We start from the raw sequence: 18,068 nt of genomic DNA, 5'->3' as shown, positions 1-18,068 counted from the left end.
CTACACAATCAAACAGTTACTGCCCTGCAGCGGCAAGCTGCAACTGGAGAACGCCCAGCTTAGTGGAGCCTTCGGAAAGATCACGAACAGCAGCGCCATTAGCCACCTCAGCAATCACGCACTCATAAAGTTCGCCACACCCTGCGGTAGCAGCGGCCCTCTGCACTTGCGAGAGATCCAGTTGGTCCACAGGAAACGGCTTGTCGAGCAGCCAGCAGGCGCCCAACGCCTGCAGAAATTCAGTCACTGTAATTGGCTTACTCTTATGAACAATCTCCGGGCAATACAGGCCCGCAATTAAATAACCCTGCTCAGCCTTACTGACGAGATTCAGGAAGACCGGCACTTCTCGGGCCAGTTCGAGCGCCCAGGCCACCAGTTTTCCGCCTTCCCCGCTTTTGAGTTCAAATTCCACTTCATGCAGTGGCCATCTGGCATCTTTGCCCGCCACAGTGCCGGAGTCGACGGCGATCTCGATGACACTCTGACCTTGTTCCAGCCAGAGCACCTGACGCTGAAAGTTGGTTTCAAACACCACCTCGAGACTGCGGAGATCCAGTTCGGAATTCAGCGGTGTTCCTTCGAGTAAAGACAGATCCAGTTCAGGACCGAATACCGGCCACTCCCACTCTTCGCGCCGGTGAGCGCCATCAACGAACTCACCCCGGGTTTTCAGGGTCTGGATATAGTCATCGCCCGCTTTACGAACCCTCAGCGCGGCTTTGGCCCGATTCAGATCGGCATTGGGCGTGTCGAAATAGCGATTGATAAGCGATTTGTTTTTTCCGACTCGCACCTCAGGACGGGAGGAAAGCCACTCCAAAGCCTGCGCCTGCGCGGCTTCAGAAACACTGAGTTTGATTTCCAGTTCGGTTGCCATACCAATGCCTTATTTTTCAGTTCGCAGAAACGCAAAAACCGGCGACCCTGAGGTCGCCGGTTTTCATACTACAGTACTACAGGATTAGCCGGTTGGCTGATCAGAAGTAGTAAACACCACCAACGGAAGCGATAGAACGCTCGCTCTCATCAGCAACGCCGTATACGCCGTCGTCACCGCCGCCCAGGTAGCCTTCGAAGTACACATACATGTGGTCAGACAGGTTGTGCAGCGCCTGGAAGGTTACTGTGGAGGTTTCGGTGTCGGTAGCGTCATCAGCAACGTTCATCTCGTAGGAGAGAGCGAACTGATTGGCACCCATGGTGTAGTAGCCGATAACGCCGTAGGTGTCAGAAGCGTCCTTGGTGGTGTGGTACTCACCAGTTACACGCAGATCACCCATGTCGTAGCTGGCACGCAGACCGTAGGTGTTTTCGTTGCTGGCAGAACCGCCACCGTCGTTGGAGTCCATAGCGAAGGCCAGTTCCAGAGCGTCCATTTCATAGACAGCTGCCAGCTGGTACGGGTAGGACTTCTTGCCGCCTTTGTCAGACAGTGTCTGGTCGTCGCCGTCGCCGTTGATCTGAACAGCGCCCATCAGGGTCAGGCCACCGAAGCTCGGGCTGCTGTACTGAATCATGTCGCCTTCGCCAGTGGTGTAGTCAGCGCCGATGTTCAGGGTAGCGACTTCGTAGTACTGGGAGATTTCGTCTACGGCGCGCTCGTAGGTAGAGTCGTCAGAACCAACCCAGATCTGGCCGAAGCTGTCACCCTTGATACCGATGTAAGCTTCATCGACGTCTTCCAGACCGCTCTCGCGATCCTTGTCGTCCGCCGCCAGGCCTTCGAGCTCAAGCTTGAAGAAACCAGTGATGCCAGAAGCAATCTCGTGGTCGTGCTTGACGCCGATGGTAGAACCGTTGTCAGCGTGCTCAACAACAGACTCGCCGCCTTTTACGCTGTCATGATACAGGACGTACTGGATGTTACCGTAAACGGTAGGCATGGAATCCATCTTGGCTGCCAGCTCGGAAGCAGACATGGTTTCCTGGGCCAGCGCGGAGCCAGAGAAGGTTGCGACTGCGATAGCAGATGCGAGGAGCGTTTTTTTCATGTTGCGTCTTCCTTTTTGAGTTAACTCAGGTTTTAGCGACGGGTTCTTATCCCGATTTTGTAAGGCTTCACCAGTCAGGCTGGATGAGGCCGATTCTGCATCACCCCTATGTCAGTTTTATGACAAAGAAGCAACTTTTCTTCTTTTTCGAATAAATCTAAAAGAATCCAGACCTATACAGCTCAATCACTTATCGAGCTTTCTTAAAGCTCTGGATGATGAAACTGTTTTAATACAATCATTCTCATTTTGCAAATTAACTGCGCTGCATTTTTAGCTCTTTTGGCACCAGAAACGCAATTATTTATGCAATTTAGCGCTCGTGAGCTGCGTTACAGTTCCATTTCAAATCCGAGGCCAGATTATCATTAACCTTTTATTAACAGCACCTTAGCCCCAACAAGCTGCACAAAACCAACGTCTCTCATGGCATTTTCGCACCATTGCAGTCCAGCATGACGGGCCGCGCACAATACTAGTGCAACTACCTATACGCGCCTTTGTTTAATCTCAAGCATGAAGGTGACAGGCCCGTCATTCGTCAACCCAACCTTCATATCCGCGCCAAACCGTCCTTCACCCACCTTGCTCGAACCCAAATGGGTTCTTGCGTCTGCCACAAACAATTCGTAGAGCCGGTTGGCGACATCCGGGCCCGCTGCAAGGGAGAAACCGGGCCTGGTTCCAGATGACGTATCAGCCGCCAAAGTAAACTGTGGAACAACAAGAAGGGAACCACCGATATCCAGCAGGCTGCGGTTCATCCGCCCTGCGTCATCGGGAAACACTCGGTAAGTGAGGATTTTTCGGCAAAGTTCCCTTGCCTCGCGCTCGCTATCTCCTTTTTCGACACCCAGCAACAGCAGAAGGCCTGTGTCGATCGAGGCTATCTGCTCACCGTCCACGGTAACACTGGCTTGCGAAACTCGCTGGATCAATCCTTTCATCAACTGCCTTGAGGACGATTGAACAGGCAAAAATTAAGATCGGGCAAGAGTGTATCCATGGCGGTTACCGGCCGCAACCCCGAAAACGCAATTCAGCCAGCACTTTTCTCAGTTTTGGCGACAACGGACTCAACACCACGGATGAGGGCATCGATTATGGCAGGCTCCGACGCGGAGTGGCCCGCATCGCGAATGATCTGGAATTCCGCCTCCGGCCAGGCCTTGCTGAGCGCCAGAGCATTGTCCAGCGGGCAAACCATATCGTACCGTCCGTGAACAATAACTCCAGGAATGTCCGCCAGGCGATGGGCATCGCGAATGATCTGGTCTGGCTCAAGAAAGGCGGAGTTCATGAAATAGTGGCATTCGATGCGGGCCAGCGCGATGGCAACGTGAGGATGGCCAAAGTGCTCAACCACCCTGGGGTTCGGATGCAGGGTTGCGCATCGCCCCTCCCAGACCGACCAGGCCTTGGCCGCCTGGATTTGTTCCAGCTCGTTGGTACTGGTCAATTTTCGGTAATAGGCTGCCACCATATTATCCCGCTCGGCTTCCGGAATTTGCGCCTCGAAATCAGACCAGTAATCCGGGAAAACGCGGCTGGCACCCTCCTGGTAGAACCACTGAATATCACGGGGACGACAGAGAAATATGCCACGCAGAACCAGCCCCGAGACTCGATTCGGGTGCGCCTGGGCATAAACCAGACTCAGGGTCGATCCCCAACTGCCACCGAACAGAAGCCACTTGTCGATACCCAGGAACGAACGTACCGCCTCCATATCCTCAACCAGCTTGTCCGTGCTGTTGCCCTCAAGCTCTGCCAGCGGAGTGGACCGACCGGCACCCCGCTGATCCATGAGGATAATCCGGAATCTTTCAGCATCGAAAAAACGCCGGTGATAATCCTCGCACCCACCACCCGGGCCACCATGAACGACAAGAACCGGTATTCCGTCAGGGTTCCCGCTTTCCTCAATGTAGAGTTCGTGGGGCGGATCAACGGCAATACGGTGCTGGGCGTTGGGTTTGATTTCCGGATACAGGGTGAGCATGGAACGCTCCGTTCAGGGGATTTACCCGGAGTTTAGCTTAAGCCTATAAAAAAAGGGCCAGATGAATCATTCATCCGGCCCTTTTCTGATCAGACTCCAAAAGAGTCAGCAGGTTACTTCTTGCTGGCGCGCTTGCGCTCGTTCTCGGTCAGAAGCTTTTTCCGCAGTCGGATCGACTTCGGCGTCACTTCTACCAACTCATCATCGTCAATGAACTCTAGCGCCTGCTCAAGGGTGAACTTGATGGGCGGTACCAGGCCGATGACTTCATCCTTGCCGGAGGCACGCATGTTGTCGAGCTTTTTGGCCTTGGTGGGGTTAACCACCAGGTCGTTATCCCGGCTGTGGATACCACACAACTGCCCTTCATAGATCTCCTGCCCCGGATCCAGGAACAGCTTGCCGCGGCTCTGCAGGGTTTCCAGCGAGTAGGTCAGCGCGGTACCCGTAGCCATGGACACGATGACACCGTTCTGGCGGCTGGTTACATCACCAACCTTGATCGGGCCGTAGTGGCTGAAGGTCGAAGTCAGGATTCCAGTGCCTGAGGTCATGGTCAGGAAGGTGTTCCGGAAACCAATCAAACCACGTGCCGGAATGGTGTAGTCCAGACGCATCCGGCCCTTGCCATCCGGCACCATGTTGGTCAGATCGCCCTTGCGCAGCCCCATTTGCTCCATGACGGCACCCTGGTGCTGCTCCTCGATATCAACGATGACGTTCTCGTACGGCTCCTGCTTTACGCCATCCACTTCCTTGATAACCACTTCCGGGCGGCCAACGGCCAGCTCAAAGTTCTCGCGGCGCATGTTCTCGATCAGAACTGACAAGTGCAATTCGCCACGACCGGACACCTTGAACTTGTCCGCGGAGTCACCTTCTTCGACGCGCAGCGCAACGTTGTGCAGCAGCTCTTTTTCCAGGCGCTCTTTGATGTTCCGGCTGGTAACGTACTTGCCTTCTTTTCCGGCAAAGGGCGAGTCATTGACCTGGAAGGTCATGGACACGGTCGGCTCGTCCACCGTCAGTGCCGGCAGCGCTTCAACATTGGCCTGATCACAAAGGGTGTCGGAAATGAACAGCTCATCCATACCGCTGACGCAGACAATGTCGCCAGCCTGGGCTTCATCCACCTCAACACGCTGCAGACCGGAATGCCCCATGATCTTGAGGATGCGGCCGTTGCGCTTCTTGCCGTTGGCGCCAATCGCGGTTACCGGCGAATTGGTCTTGATCTTGCCCCGCATGATACGGCCGATGCCGATCACACCGAGGAAGCTGTTGTAGTCCAGCTGTGAAATCTGCATCTGGAACGGGCCGTCCGGATCAACATTCGGTGCCGGCACATGATCAACAATCGCCTGGAATACGGCATCCATGTTGTCATCCAGCTTTTCGTGATCCATTCCGGCAATGCCGTTCAGGGCGCTGGCGTAGACAATCGGGAAGTCCAGCTGCTCGTCGGTGGCACCCAGGTTGTCAAAAAGGTCAAACACCTGATCCACAACCCAGTCCGGACGGGCACCGGGACGGTCGATCTTGTTAACCACCACGATCGGACGCAGACCCGCGGCAAAAGCCTTCTGGGTAACGAAACGGGTCTGGGGCATGGGGCCGTCGATGGAATCAACCACCAGGAGCACACAATCCACCATGCTCATGACCCGCTCAACCTCACCACCAAAATCAGCGTGGCCCGGTGTGTCTACAATATTGATGTCGTAGCCATTCCACTTCAAAGCGGTGTTCTTCGCCAGGATGGTGATGCCCCGCTCTTTTTCCTGGTCATTGGAATCCATGACCCGCTCGCTATCGAGCTCTTTGCGCTCCAAAGTGCCTGACTGGCGCAAAAGCTGGTCGACAAGCGTGGTTTTACCATGGTCAACGTGGGCGATAATGGCGATATTACGAAGTTTTTCAATCACAAAAATATTCCTGCGGCATGCACTCAATGACCTGAGAAGGTCGTTCGCAGGGGGAATCCCAGCACATGCCGTCTCAAATCCGTAAAATGAACTCATTCACCGGAGCTGACTGCCCGGCACCCTGCATGGCGATTTCCGATCCGGGATCCGAAAATGGCAGGGTAAAAAATGAAGCGGCGCGCAGTATAGCGAAAAGTCTGTGTCGTTAATATGAAGAAAAACGCCTATTCTTTTTTAGGAAGCAACCGCACCCATTTAGGGCGGAAAGCCGATAAACGCACCAATGCAGTGCACCAATTGAGTGCAAGCGATCACCCCAGAGCTACTGATTTCTCATTAACATGCCCCAAACCCTTGCAGTTGCGCCGTTCTGGAGCATGCCCTAAAAATTGGCAAGCGCCTTGCTTTATCGAAATCAGCCGAAATTTACAGGTAAGACGCAACGGCATTTGCTAAGCTGCGCGAACCTGAGAAACAGATCGGAACCCGTTAACCCGGGCGATCCGGCACCACGAACATGAATACAGCCGCCTGTGCGGTATAACTTACGGAGCATGCACAATGTCCAAGACAGTTGATTTGATCAAAGAACACGAAGTCAAATGGGTTGACCTGCGCTTCACTGACAGCCGCGGTAAAGAGCAGCACGTTACACTGCCTGCCACCGAAGTAGATGAAGACTTTTTCGCAGACGGCAAGATGTTTGACGGCTCCTCCATTGCGGGCTGGAAAGGCATCAACGAATCCGACATGATCCTGATGCCGGACGACGAGACTTCTGTACTCGATCCGTTCACCGAAGAGACCACAGTAAACATCACCTGCAACATCGTAGAACCTTCTACCATGCAGGGTTATGAGCGTGACCCGCGCTCCGTTGCCCGTCGCGCAGAGGAATACCTCAAGTCCACCGGCATCGCCGATGGCGCGCTGTTTGGTCCGGAGCCGGAATTCTTCGTGTTTGATTCTGTTAAATGGAATGTAGACATGCAGGGCGCGATGTACCACATCCACTCTGAGGAAGCTGCCTGGGTTTCCGGCGAAGACTTCGACCGCAACAACATCGGCCACCGCCCGGGCGTTAAAGGCGGCTACTTCCCGGTTCCGCCGGTGGACAGCCTTCACGACCTGCGTGGCGCCATGTGTGCAGCCATGGAATCCATGGGCCTGGAAATCGAAGTACACCACCACGAAGTGGGCACCGCCGGCCAGTGTGAAATCGGTGTTGGCGCCAACACGCTCACCAAGAAGGCTGACGAAGTTCAGATCCTGAAGTACTGCGTCCACAACGTCGCTCATGCCTATGGCAAGACTGCGACCTTCATGCCCAAGCCGGTTGTCGGTGACAACGGTTCCGGCATGCATGTTCACATGTCCCTGAGCAAAGACGGCAAGAACCTGTTTGCCGGTGACAGCTACGCTGGCCTGAGCGAAGCCGCTCTGTACTACATTGGTGGTGTTATCAAGCACGCCAAAGCCATCAACGCCTTCACCAACAGCTCAACCAACTCTTACAAGCGTCTGGTTCCGGGCTTCGAAGCGCCGGTTATGCTGGCCTACTCTGCCCGTAACCGTTCTGCTTCTATCCGTATCCCGTACGTGAACAGTCCGAAGGCGCGTCGTATCGAAGTTCGCTTCCCTGACCCGTCTGCCAACCCGTACCTGGCCTTCGCAGCACTGATGATGGCCGGCCTGGACGGCATCCAGAACAAGATCCACCCGGGCGATGCCATGGACAAGGATCTGTACGACCTGCCGAAGGAAGAAGCCCTGAGCATTCCGACAGTAGCTGAAACCCTGTCCGAAGCCCTGGATTGCCTGGAAGCGGATCACGAGTTCCTGACTCGCGGCGGCGTATTCACCGAAGACATGATCGCAGGCTACGTCGATCTGAAGCGTGGTGAAGTCGAGAAACTGAACATGACCACTCACCCGATTGAGTTCGATCTGTACTACTCCTGCTAAAACCTCTCTTTAGAGGACAAGCAGACAAGCCCCGCCCTCGTGCGGGGCTTTTTTGTGAGCAAAAGCACAGTGCCTGCAGCCCTTAACGATATGTAACCAACATCCGGGGCTACAGGCGTTGAAAAGACCCGGGGCGCCGCCGATAATCGAGGAAACCCAATAACAGGTGAGCTTATGAATCCAAAGTCTGGATTGGTTACCGGCCTTCTGTTTTTTCTGGCGGTTCCAGCCTCTGCTGAGGTTTACCGCAATGTCGATGCCTACGGCAACGTCACCTATTCTGACGAGCCCAGTGAGGGCGCGGAAGCGGTACAGGTCAAGCCGGTCACGACCATCACATTGCCCAAGCCAGAAGTTGTGCAGGAAACAGAAAAGCTGCGCGAGGAAGTGCAGCGGGAAGGCGCCGCTTACGACAGCGTCTCTTTCGCCTATCCGGATAACAACCAGGCGTTTCACAGTGGCAGCGGAGATGTCCAGTTCGAGGTGCGCAGCACACCTGGCCTCCAGCCCGGCCACAAATACGAAGTGACGCTGGACGGACAGCCCGTGGGACAGAGCACATCCGGCTCAATCACCGTCAATAACGTCTTCCGTGGAACCCACGAAGCCCGAGTCCATATCGTGGACGAAAACGGGGTTCAGGTAAAAACCGGTTCACCGATTACCTTCACGGTTCACCGCCCTTCCGCTCTGAACTAGCCAAGCCAACCAAATAGACCGCACTATTTTGGTGCGCTCGCACCAGAAAAAAGCCATACTCTGATCAGCAACGGGGCGCATTTCCCGGACTGATCAGAGGCTTTCTTGCCATTTGCACCAGCTTACGGCACTTTTCAGCGCCAATACGCCCGTCTGCCCGCACTTTGCCCACTCATTCATGAACCTGGCTCAAAGTGGTTCGCTTTTTGCAAAACTCCGGAGGTCACACTATGTCGAACCAACGGGATTCACGCATGGCACTGCCTTCGGCCCAGCAAAACGGATACAAGAGCATTCTCGACAGCCTGACTACGGCTGTCCTGGTACTCGAAGATAGCCTGACTATCCGGTATCTCAACCCGGCCGCCGAAAGCCTGTTCGAAACCAGTATGACTCGAAGCCAGGGCCAGCCCTTCCAGGACATTCTGGTGGAGTCCGAAGATGCCCTGAAAACCCTGTTTGCCGCCGTCCGGAACGGACAGTCCTACACCCGAAGGGAGGCCGAGTTTCTCCTCACAAGCGGCTCCCGACTTACGGTTGATTATTCGGTAACGCCTATAAGCCTGGAGCCGACAGAACTCCTGATCGAGATCCAGCCGAGAGACAGGCTGATGCGGATCAGCCGCGAGGAAGACATCATTTCCCAGCAGGAGACCACCCGCATTCTGGTCCGGGGCATGGCCCACGAGATCAAGAACCCCCTTGGGGGCATAAGGGGTGCGGCGCAGCTTCTTGACCGGGAACTCAATAGTGAAGACCAGCGGGAATACACTCGGGTCATCATTGACGAGGCGGACCGCCTCAGAAGCCTGGTTGACCGGATGCTGGGCCCGAACAAGGCTCTGAAGCTGGCCCCGACCAACATTCATGAAATCCTCGAACGAGTGGGCACCCTGCTTGAGGCAGAAAGCAAAGGACGACTGAATTTCGAACGGGATTACGACCCCAGCATTCCAGAGTTCAAGGGCGACAAGGAGCAACTGATCCAGGCGTTCCTGAATATCGCAAGAAACGCCATGGAAGCGGCCTTCGAAAACCAGGCGGGCCACAGTTCCGAGGAAGCGCCTACGATCACCTTCCGCACCCGCACCCTGCGTCAGTTCACCATTGGCAACCGACGCCATCGGCTGGTGTGCCGGGTCGACGTTATCGACAACGGCCCCGGCATACCGCCGGAGCTTCTACAGAATATTTTCTATCCGATGATCAGTGGCCGTGCCAGCGGCACCGGCCTGGGCCTCTCCATTACCCAAAGCATCATCGGCCAACACCATGGACTGGTTGAATGCGAGAGCGAACCAGGCCGAACCGACTTCATCATCTTCCTGCCTCTGGAGGACACCCCATGAGCCAACCGGCAAACGTCTGGATCATAGACGACGACCGTAGTATTCGCTGGGTGCTGGAGCGCGCCCTTAACCAGGCCGGTATGCAGCCCCGAGTTTTTGACAGTGGTGAAAGCATCATGATGCGGCTGGAACACGAACAGCCGGATGCCATCGTAAGCGATATCCGGATGCCGGGGGTCGACGGCATCACCCTGCTTTCCCAGATTGTGGACGTTCACCCGGACGTGCCCGTGATCATCATGACCGCACACTCGGATCTGGAAAGCGCGGTGACCAGCTACCAGACCGGCGCGTTCGAGTACCTTCCCAAGCCGTTCGATGTGGATGATGCGGTAGCGCTCGTGAAACGGGCCATTGCCCACAGCCATGAAAAACGTGCCAGTGCTGAGCCTCAGGCCGAAATGGCCCAGCGTAACGCCGAAATTATCGGTGAAGCGCCAGCCATGCAGGAAGTTTTCCGGGCAATTGGCCGGCTTTCCCACTCCAACATCACCGTTCTGATCAATGGCGAGAGCGGCACGGGCAAGGAGTTGGTGGCCCAGGCACTGCACAACCATAGCCCCAGGGCAAACCACCCATTCATTGCCCTGAACATGGCTGCTATTCCAAAGGACCTGATTGAATCCGAACTGTTTGGCCACGAAAAAGGCGCCTTTACCGGCGCAGGCGCCGCCCGCCAGGGCCGCTTCGAGCAGGCCAACGGCGGCACCCTGTTCCTCGATGAAATCGGTGATATGCCCGCCGACACCCAAACCCGCCTTTTGCGGGTTCTGGCCGATGGCGAGTTCTACCGGGTGGGTGGCACGACGCCTATCAAGGTGGACGTACGCATCATCGCCGCAACACACCAGGATCTGGAAAAACTGGTGCAGGCGGGCACCTTCCGGGAAGACCTCTTCCACCGCCTGAACGTTATTCGCGTGCACCTGCCCAAGCTGGCCGAGCGCCGGGAAGACATCCCCCGCCTGATGCAGCACTTCCTGAAACGGGCCGCAAAAGAGCTGGCCGTAGAGCCGAAGATCCTGCGTGAAGAAGCGGAAGAATACCTAACCACCCTACCCTGGCCGGGCAACGTCCGCCAGTTGGAGAACACCTGCCGCTGGCTGACCGTGATGGCCAGTGGCCGGGAGATCCACATTGATGACCTGCCGCCGGAACTGCTGCACCAAGCGGAGACGCCGACCACGGGAACGACCTGGCAGGAGGGTCTTCAAAACTGGGCCGAACAGGAACTCAAGCGGGGCAAGAAAGGCATTCTCGATACGGCCGTGCCCGAGTTCGAGAAAATCATGATCGAAACAGCCCTGAAGCACACCGGCGGCCGACGCCGTGATGCCTCGATTCTGCTGGGTTGGGGGCGAAACACGCTGACCCGGAAGATCAACGAACTGGGGATGGATCATCCGGAGCACGAAGACGACTGACGATTGGCGAACCGCCGGGGTTCGTTGATGTTTTGGGGCAGGACTCAGGTCCTGCCCTTTTTTATCGTTCCTGCCAGTAGATCACTCTGTCGTGGCCCCGATAGACGCCGAAGGTTGCCAGCCCAACCGGATCTTCGAGAGTGCCATCATCATTCCAATCAAACTCCAACCAGGCGTCGACATTCCAGAGCAACGAATCGGTTCCACGGGTTCCGTTTGGCACAAGTTCCAGCGGCGCAGCCTCACCCATGGAGAAGGGGCCGCTTGAAGGCGCACTGGCACTGAGCGAATGATGGTTTGCCGAATTGGTCAAATCAGCTGTATTCCAGGTTGTGCAGCTATCGTCCACGTGGGTCATGAAACGGGATCCGTCCCAGTATTCAAGTCTGAACGGCATTGCCAGCGATCCAATGTTTTCAGGACCGTAGACATTTTCCAGAGCGAACCGGCCAAACCGGATATCGAACGCGGCCACCGGTGTGAACGGGTAGGGAGCAGCGGCGGCCGCGACACCATCAGAGTCAACCAGGCTGGTCACAGAAAATTCAAGCTGGGGAACGAATGGCGCAATCTGGGCATCAGTGGTTTTGTTATACGCGAAGCTGTCAGACGCAGAGAAATCATAACGCATCAATCCGGAGCCCAGAGAAGACACCGGAGCTGTGAGGCTGCCGCCAAACTCGGTTGGAGAGAGCGCCATAAAAGCGCCAGCCCTGTCGACGGCTGCAGTGTCGGAGGTTGGATACAAGCGGTTGATATCAGATGCCACAAGCTTCTGGAAGCCAGTGAATGTGTAGTTCAGGGTGCGAGTTCCCTGCACAGAAAGCGGCTCAATGGTCAACGACGGCGTGACCAGCCAGTCAAAGGTCTCTCCGGTGTAAACAAAAGGAGAGCCTGTCGAGCACTGCGCTTCAAACTCGCCGGGGTCGACGGATACGCGAAAACGATCAGGATAAAAGCGTCCGATCGGCAGACTACTCCCACCGGGGACATCTCGCCCCAGATAGCTTCCCGGCACGGGAGAAGCCTCAAAACGGAAGACACCGACCTCCGAGACCTCTGTTCCCACAATTTCTTCTGCCGATGAGGACCTCGTATGGGAATAGCTGACCGGCGATACGGAACCGGATGCCCCGCCAGCAGGTTGAACCAGCGTAGTGGACAACGGAATATCCAGTAATCGGAAGTTCGGCGTGACCGGATTACCCTGGCACAGGTCACCATCACCACCCTGCTCCCAGCCTACAGCGGTAATCGAGAGATCAAACGACTGTCCGGCTTTCCTGAATGCAGGACAGGTCGAGTCTCCGGCCGGACAATCACCCGCCGATGTAACACAGAAGCCGGCTGGAACACTGACAAAGCTGTCTGCTCCCGGCATTTGCAAACCGTCATCGTTGGTTGCTGCTGAACCGAGATAGACGGCGTCGAGATTTATCAGGCCTGCATCGGGGTAGAGAACATCCACCTCTGCAATACCGCCAGCACCGAACTGAAGGCTGATCGGCGTGGCGTTCGACTGGCCGGATCCAACCGCCGTATTTTCAACGAACACCGGACGACTCTCGGGACGACCGGTCGGTCCCGGATCAACATAGGTCGACCAGAAATTCACCTCCCGCTGCACATTTTCAAACGCCGGAACGCAGGCGCCAGTCTGGTTATCCCGGCGCACGGCGCTTATCTGGATTGAGGTCGCTGGTTGGTGAGAAATCAGGTCTGGTATATCAAAGGCCAGACCCGCATCAAGGAAAGGTAGATCGCAAGCGGCGGCGGAAACGCTGCCGCCTCCATTATCACAGAGAGTCTGGGTAAAGGCCTTCGTTGAAGGATTTGAGGATGCAATGGCCAGGCTCGCCGTTCCCGCCGTCGTGATCTGCAGTTGGCGGGTAGCCTGGCCGCCACTGAATGCGAAGCTGTCACCACCAACCCATCCCGAAGGGCTTAATGTCACGTCCACCGGGTCCGTGAAAAGCACGCTGCAATCGGCATTTTCACAGGCCCTGACCGTTACTGTTTCCGGCTGACAGGTCAGTGCTGTGCCATCATGCACAAACTCGAAGTGATCAACCAACTTCCCGACGGGATTCAGCTTTTCTGCACAAAGCTGCAAATTGTCGAGCTCATGGATATTGGTGGAACCACCCGTTGAGCCAGTCAACGAAAGATAGAAATTCTGAGGGGTCACCGGTTGATTCGGAAAACTGCTCAGGTCCAGTTGAACAAGCTGTTGAAAGTTGTTGCCTGTTCCTGAAACATCCCTCTCGACGGAGACAATCGGACCAACACCGCCTCTCGAGTCAACAATAATCCGATAGCGGTGAGGTGTCGGATTATTACCGGGCTGGTCAATCCCCGGGTTCAGGGAGCCGGTCCCTCCGAGGTATTGGTAATTACTCTGGGCGGCACCACGGATTGCGACTGCGTCCCGAACAAAACCGATACCACCCACGCGCCCTTCAGTGGCGTTGGAAAAGTTTCCGAATTCGTCCAGACCAATCCCGAGCCAACCGCCCGCGAAACCGGGATCGCCATTGTTGCGCTGGGCGTATCCAAGCGAGCCCCCGAAGCTCCCGGGCTGAGGGGTAACAGAGGCATCCGACAGCACAACCGTCAGACCATCAGCACCATTGCCGCCGTACGCAAAATAGTCGAACTCAAGTCTCACATAGTTGTCCGCTCCCGGAATCAGATTCTGGAACGTTGCGGCTGTCGCCTGGTTCCCGGAGGCCTCTGTCATACGGAGACGACCGTTGACAACACCGGGTGTAAAGCTGCCGCTGGAAACATTGGTGATCCAGTCATCCGGCGACAGAGTGCCAGTACCAAAGGTATCGCCTGCGCAAGTCAATGGGGAGGAGCTGCCGTCAATGACAACATCATCAATGTGCCAGAAATCGAAGTTACCACTATTGCCTGATTCCTGAACAAAACGTATCCGGAAATCACTGTGAAATGCATCGGGCGGCAGTGTGAAGACGACGTCACCGGACTCGCCATTTGTCCCGTTACCGGGATATCGATCAATCGGTTCCCAATTGCCGGCATCATCAAGATACTCGATCCGAAGGTCTTCACCGCCATCCGGATCTTCACTGAAAGCATCATCACCCCGCCTCCACCAATAAGCGACGGTGCCCGATGTCAGCCCGGAAAGATCGATAGGCGCAAGCGTAACCTCGGCAAAGCCGCTGGAGGTATACAGAGAACGTACGGGACTCTTGCTGGTTTGCGCACTGATGCCGGCATCACCGCCGGACGCTGTCACCACAGACCAATCGGGGCCAAGGGAGCCGCGCTCGAAATCGTCGCAGAAAAGGGCCGTCACTGTTCTGCAGAACCCGCCCGTCTCTTCATTACCTACAACAAAAAAGGCTCCCGGATCAGAGAGGTTGTTGTAGTGGGTTCTCAACCAGCCACCAGAGCGGGGCAGTGAAGAGATTCGGACCTCATCAACGTCGCCATTCAGAATGGTTTCACCGTTGCCCTGAACGATGCCATAACCAGATCTATAGGGCTGAGACGTTACGTTGAGGGTTCTGCCTGCACAGTCGTTATCGGATGCAACCTGTTGCCCGTTAATGTAAGCACGAGTGGTGGTTCCGTCGAAACTGATGGCGTAGTGAGCCCACCCGGTACTTGCACTACCGCCATCGAACCAGGCCTCGGTGTTGCCGCAGGTCACGCCCCACGTAATACCGTTGTTCTGCCTGACGGCAATTCGAAAAAAGTAGTTGGCACCCCAGCCAATAACATTACCTTTCCAGAGAATCGGGTGATGATCGCTTCCTGACTGGTTGCCGGATACCCTTGCCCAGGCTTCGGCAGTGAAACTCGTTGAAAGCCCCGGGTCACCGAAATCGAAAAATCGTACCGCCGGATCTTCAGATTGTCCGTTAGCGAACTGCCCCGGATGCGCTCTTGCACCGGCGACAATGCCATTATTGAGGTACGTCGGGTAGTTGTTGCCCTGCCCTAGCAGATCTCCATTATTCAGGTTGGCGGTCGAGTCTTCTAACGTGGTTTGCCGGTCCCCTGACTCTTCCAGGTGGTGAACCATCTGAAAGTCGTTGTCCCAAGTGCCTGCCGGACTCTCCTGGTTTCCCGCCGATGGGTTGCCGTAATAAAGGTAGAAACTGGAATTGGCGGATGCTGGCAGGGTTGGAATCCGGATCCACGCCACCAGCTCACCGGTATTTCCATCATAGCGCTCCAGCTCATGGTCAAGTTTGGTTCCATCCTCAAGGGCGAAAACAATGTCATCGCCGTCTGCTTGTGCGTAGCTGGCCAGATCTGAGTCTATTGCCCTGAACATAACGGTGAAATCTGACTGATCACCCACCACCTGGCTGGCCTGGATCTGGATCGCCTTGCGGTAATTCCAGTCAGGGTCAAACCAGGCGGCCTCAGAAACTGTTGTCCAGGCCAGTAAAACCAGTAGAAAGAATATACGGGAAATTGGGCGGTCGGTTCTGGTCCACTTCATCTGACACGCACCTCAATTGTCCGGACAGCCCGATCAGGTCCGCTGCCACACTGCCCCGTACTGGCAATCGAAAAAACCGTGTTGCCACCGGGGCCACTGATGTTCTCTGTAACGGATTCACAGCTCAGCACAGCGCTGCAACCATTGAGCGCTGATGCGGAAAAGGACAGGGGCGTTGTCAAAGCACTGCAATTACCCGCCTCAAGCACATCCCTCACGGCCACCTGCGCGCCGCTCTCGGCTGCATAGAATGCCCTCTGGGACTGAATCTGCAGGCTGACAGAGTCACCGCTGGCCTGCTGCAGTTGAGCCATACCAATCACCAGAAGAGCCAGGACGGTGATAATGAACAAGGCAACGGGCAGACCAGCGCCGCCCTGATTAACCAGATTGCGAGGTTCAGGGTACATTGCGAATCTGAACCTCCTGGCTGATATCGGTAGTCTCACCAGAATCCGGATCCGCCAGCACAAAGCCGAACGACACCACCGCGCCTCGCTGCAGGCTTGGCGGCGTTACCTGGAAATTCAGCGAGTTGTTGGCCAGTGTCGCGGCCATGACTTCCCGATCCGGATAGCTCGACGGCAGGCCCGATGCGGGTGAGGCGTTGATACCGTAGTTCCGGTAGCGATACAGATACACCCCTACCTGACAAACAGAAACCGGCTCGCCCACAATATAAAATCGGCGCTCCGGCGACTGCGCCGAAAAACGGTGTGTTGCCCCCGAATCGAAGGTAACGGTCACTGGCGAAGCACCGGAGGGCATAGTCGCCAGTGGCGAGATCGGCCCGGGACTGCCCGGGCTGTATACGTCTGACCCGTAGCCATACACCACCACCCGCCCAGAGGCAGATGCTCCGGCTGGCAGTGGGACAGCCTGAAATGAATCCGGATTTGCACCCCGGGGAAGATCGAGATAGTTGGAGGCGGCCAGGATAGGCATCCACTCAAGGCAGTTGCCACTTGAATTGGTTCTGATTGATGTTGGCAGTGCCTCCCGAACCTCGCGACTGATCTGCTCGCTGATCACCACACCCGCCAGCGAACGCTGTTGCCGGGAGCTGACATCCAGTGCACCCTGCGTGGACAGACTGACAAAGCGGACCGAGATCGTGGCCACAATGGCCAGCAATACGATCACTATGACAAGTTCAACGAGGGTAAAACCGCGATACCGATGCATCAGAAGTTGGCCCGGTATGCGGTGAATGAAAAAGTCTGGTTGCCCGGGGCGGTGATCTCGAGATCAATCCGCTTGGCTTCATCTGTGGGCAAGCCAACTTCCGTTCCAGCGCAGGTAACAGCGATCGAGATGGAGAAACCGGAATAGCCACTCAGCGCAGAACCTGTGGCTGTCGATGGCGCCCCGGTAAGACCGTCGTAATCATCAACATCGTCAAAAGTGGCTCGGCCCTCGGAACCTTCCGGACCAATGGAACAGGCCCCCGAAAACTTGGGAAATCCGCCCTGGGGCGTCTGATCATCGTATTTCTGGGTCAGAATCTCATCCATGTAGAGCTGGGCGAGCTTAACCGCGCGGGTCTGATTCAGCGGATCCGCGCTGCGCCCAGTGATGAGCGCGAACGCACCAACCACACCGGCAATGGCCACACTGATAATCACGATTGTGATCACCAGCTCCACCAGGGTTGCGCCGGTTTGAGTAGACCTCATGACTGGCAGCTCCCGGCGTATACCGCGCCCAATGAACTGAGACACGTCTGGAAGGTACTGTCGCCCGAAAAAGTAAACTGCAGATTGGTGCCGGTTGAAGGCGCTCCTTTGCTGTCAAAGGTCAGCGTCAATGGCAACCCGCCCGGTGCTGAAAGGCTGGTGCCCTCTCGGGCTATCTCGAAAGTACGTGGATTGCCGGAACCGGCACCCACGATAAATCGGAAACTATCTCCACCCTGCTCGATAGTGAGGGTGTTGGCGGGATTCCCCGCCAGAGCTGCCTGTTGAGCAAGCAGCGTGGCGGAGGCAAGTTGCTGGGTAGCCAGCAAGGGGGAGAAGGCCGAGCGGCTGGCGAACAGGCCAATGCCCACAGCGGAGAGGACTCCGATCAGGATGATGACCATTACCAGCTCTACCAGGGTAAATCCCGATAATCTCGGAACGCTGACCTCCATCATTGCTCCTCTGGCAGGATTCACAGCTCAGCCACCCCTCTCAAATACTTAAGGCGAGCCCCAATCTGAAAAGACCCAGGCTACCGAAGCATT

At 56.0% G+C, this 18,068-nt stretch carries 14 protein-coding genes; 4 read left to right on the top strand and 10 right to left on the bottom strand.

What is annotated here, in order from left to right; genetic code table 11:
* Positions 1 to 16: 16 nt before the first annotated feature.
* The 5 genes from ACO06L_RS18150 to typA all read right to left on the bottom strand — a co-directional run bounded on the left by ACO06L_RS18150 (position 17) and on the right by typA (position 5,921).
* Complete coding sequence (locus ACO06L_RS18150) at positions 17 to 880, bottom strand: CYTH domain-containing protein (protein ID WP_202348110.1); 864 nt, start codon at positions 878 to 880, stop codon at positions 17 to 19.
* 100 nt (positions 881 to 980) lie between these two features.
* Positions 981 to 1,994: a porin gene (locus tag ACO06L_RS18145; protein ID WP_064230308.1), complete on the bottom strand. Its 1,014-nt coding sequence runs from the start codon at positions 1,992 to 1,994 to the stop codon at positions 981 to 983.
* Positions 1,995 to 2,482: 488 nt separating this feature from the next.
* Positions 2,483 to 2,941, bottom strand: a complete 459-nt coding sequence (gene dtd / locus ACO06L_RS18140) for a D-aminoacyl-tRNA deacylase (protein ID WP_202348111.1) — start codon at positions 2,939 to 2,941, stop codon at positions 2,483 to 2,485.
* Between the two features lie 92 nt (positions 2,942 to 3,033).
* The gene (gene pip, locus ACO06L_RS18135; protein WP_064230310.1) at positions 3,034 to 3,996 is read right to left on the bottom strand and encodes a prolyl aminopeptidase; all 963 of its coding nucleotides are present in this window, start codon (positions 3,994 to 3,996) and stop codon (positions 3,034 to 3,036) included.
* 113 nt (positions 3,997 to 4,109) lie between these two features.
* Complete coding sequence (gene typA, locus ACO06L_RS18130; RefSeq protein WP_104322402.1) at positions 4,110 to 5,921, bottom strand: translational GTPase TypA; 1,812 nt, start codon at positions 5,919 to 5,921, stop codon at positions 4,110 to 4,112.
* Positions 5,922 to 6,482: 561 nt separating this feature from the next.
* Between typA and glnA the strand changes: the two genes are divergently transcribed.
* From glnA to ntrC, 4 genes are all read left to right on the top strand, one after another.
* Positions 6,483 to 7,886, top strand: a complete 1,404-nt coding sequence (gene glnA / locus ACO06L_RS18125; protein ID WP_064230312.1) for a glutamate--ammonia ligase — start codon at positions 6,483 to 6,485, stop codon at positions 7,884 to 7,886.
* Positions 7,887 to 8,060: 174 nt separating this feature from the next.
* Entirely contained in the window at positions 8,061 to 8,585 is a 525-nt protein-coding gene (locus ACO06L_RS18120) for a DUF4124 domain-containing protein (RefSeq protein ID WP_064230313.1), read from the top strand.
* A 254-nt stretch (positions 8,586 to 8,839) separates the two neighbouring features.
* Complete coding sequence (gene glnL / locus ACO06L_RS18115; RefSeq protein WP_202348131.1) at positions 8,840 to 9,934, top strand: nitrogen regulation protein NR(II); 1,095 nt, start codon at positions 8,840 to 8,842, stop codon at positions 9,932 to 9,934.
* Positions 9,931 to 11,358, top strand: a complete 1,428-nt coding sequence (ntrC, locus tag ACO06L_RS18110) for a nitrogen regulation protein NR(I) (RefSeq protein WP_202348112.1) — start codon at positions 9,931 to 9,933, stop codon at positions 11,356 to 11,358. Before glnL ends, ntrC begins: the two co-directional genes overlap by 4 nt.
* 61 nt (positions 11,359 to 11,419) lie before the next feature.
* Here the strand turns inward: ntrC and ACO06L_RS18105 are convergent, their stop codons facing one another.
* The 5 genes from ACO06L_RS18105 to ACO06L_RS18085 are packed head-to-tail and all read right to left on the bottom strand — an operon-like array spanning position 11,420 to position 17,978.
* Positions 11,420 to 15,844, bottom strand: a complete 4,425-nt coding sequence (locus tag ACO06L_RS18105) for a DUF2341 domain-containing protein (RefSeq protein ID WP_202348113.1) — start codon at positions 15,842 to 15,844, stop codon at positions 11,420 to 11,422.
* Entirely contained in the window at positions 15,841 to 16,254 is a 414-nt protein-coding gene (locus tag ACO06L_RS18100) for a hypothetical protein (protein WP_064230316.1), read from the bottom strand. Before ACO06L_RS18100 ends, ACO06L_RS18105 begins: the two co-directional genes overlap by 4 nt.
* Entirely contained in the window at positions 16,244 to 17,029 is a 786-nt protein-coding gene (locus tag ACO06L_RS18095) for a PulJ/GspJ family protein (protein ID WP_202348114.1), read from the bottom strand. Before ACO06L_RS18095 ends, ACO06L_RS18100 begins: the two co-directional genes overlap by 11 nt.
* The gene (locus ACO06L_RS18090) at positions 17,029 to 17,520 is read right to left on the bottom strand and encodes a type IV pilus modification PilV family protein (protein WP_064230318.1); all 492 of its coding nucleotides are present in this window, start codon (positions 17,518 to 17,520) and stop codon (positions 17,029 to 17,031) included. The genes ACO06L_RS18095 and ACO06L_RS18090 overlap by 1 nt, the downstream gene beginning before the upstream one ends.
* On the bottom strand, positions 17,517 to 17,978 hold the full coding sequence (locus ACO06L_RS18085; protein ID WP_138103213.1) for a type II secretion system protein: 462 nt from the start codon (positions 17,976 to 17,978) through the stop codon (positions 17,517 to 17,519). Before ACO06L_RS18085 ends, ACO06L_RS18090 begins: the two co-directional genes overlap by 4 nt.
* Positions 17,979 to 18,068: the final 90 nt, after the last annotated feature.

Source organism: Marinobacter sp. (assembly GCF_965229985.1).
In the GTDB taxonomy this organism is placed as follows: Bacteria; Pseudomonadota; Gammaproteobacteria; order Pseudomonadales; family Oleiphilaceae; genus Marinobacter.
The sequence above is the reverse complement of the archived record's forward strand: the minus strand, read 5'-3'. Positions and strand labels throughout refer to the sequence as shown.

What these genes read in the sequence shown, in the direction of transcription:
- ACO06L_RS18090 (WP_064230318.1), bottom strand. Translation starts at nt 17,520, where the DNA reads ATGAGGTCTACTCAAACCGGCGCAACCCTGGTGGAGCTGGTGATCACA.
- ACO06L_RS18120 (WP_064230313.1), top strand. Translation starts at nt 8,061, where the DNA reads ATGAATCCAAAGTCTGGATTGGTTACCGGCCTTCTGTTTTTTCTGGCG.
- ACO06L_RS18095 (WP_202348114.1), bottom strand. Translation starts at nt 17,029, where the DNA reads ATGCATCGGTATCGCGGTTTTACCCTCGTTGAACTTGTCATAGTGATC.
- ACO06L_RS18100 (WP_064230316.1), bottom strand. Translation starts at nt 16,254, where the DNA reads ATGTACCCTGAACCTCGCAATCTGGTTAATCAGGGCGGCGCTGGTCTG.
- ACO06L_RS18145 (WP_064230308.1), bottom strand. Translation starts at nt 1,994, where the DNA reads ATGAAAAAAACGCTCCTCGCATCTGCTATCGCAGTCGCAACCTTCTCT.
- glnL (WP_202348131.1), top strand. Translation starts at nt 8,840, where the DNA reads ATGGCACTGCCTTCGGCCCAGCAAAACGGATACAAGAGCATTCTCGAC.
- ACO06L_RS18085 (WP_138103213.1), bottom strand. Translation starts at nt 17,978, where the DNA reads ATGATGGAGGTCAGCGTTCCGAGATTATCGGGATTTACCCTGGTAGAG.
- ACO06L_RS18105 (WP_202348113.1), bottom strand. Translation starts at nt 15,844, where the DNA reads ATGAAGTGGACCAGAACCGACCGCCCAATTTCCCGTATATTCTTTCTA.
- ACO06L_RS18150 (WP_202348110.1), bottom strand. Translation starts at nt 880, where the DNA reads ATGGCAACCGAACTGGAAATCAAACTCAGTGTTTCTGAAGCCGCGCAG.
- glnA (WP_064230312.1), top strand. Translation starts at nt 6,483, where the DNA reads ATGTCCAAGACAGTTGATTTGATCAAAGAACACGAAGTCAAATGGGTT.
- pip (WP_064230310.1), bottom strand. Translation starts at nt 3,996, where the DNA reads ATGCTCACCCTGTATCCGGAAATCAAACCCAACGCCCAGCACCGTATT.
- ntrC (WP_202348112.1), top strand. Translation starts at nt 9,931, where the DNA reads ATGAGCCAACCGGCAAACGTCTGGATCATAGACGACGACCGTAGTATT.
- dtd (WP_202348111.1), bottom strand. Translation starts at nt 2,941, where the DNA reads ATGAAAGGATTGATCCAGCGAGTTTCGCAAGCCAGTGTTACCGTGGAC.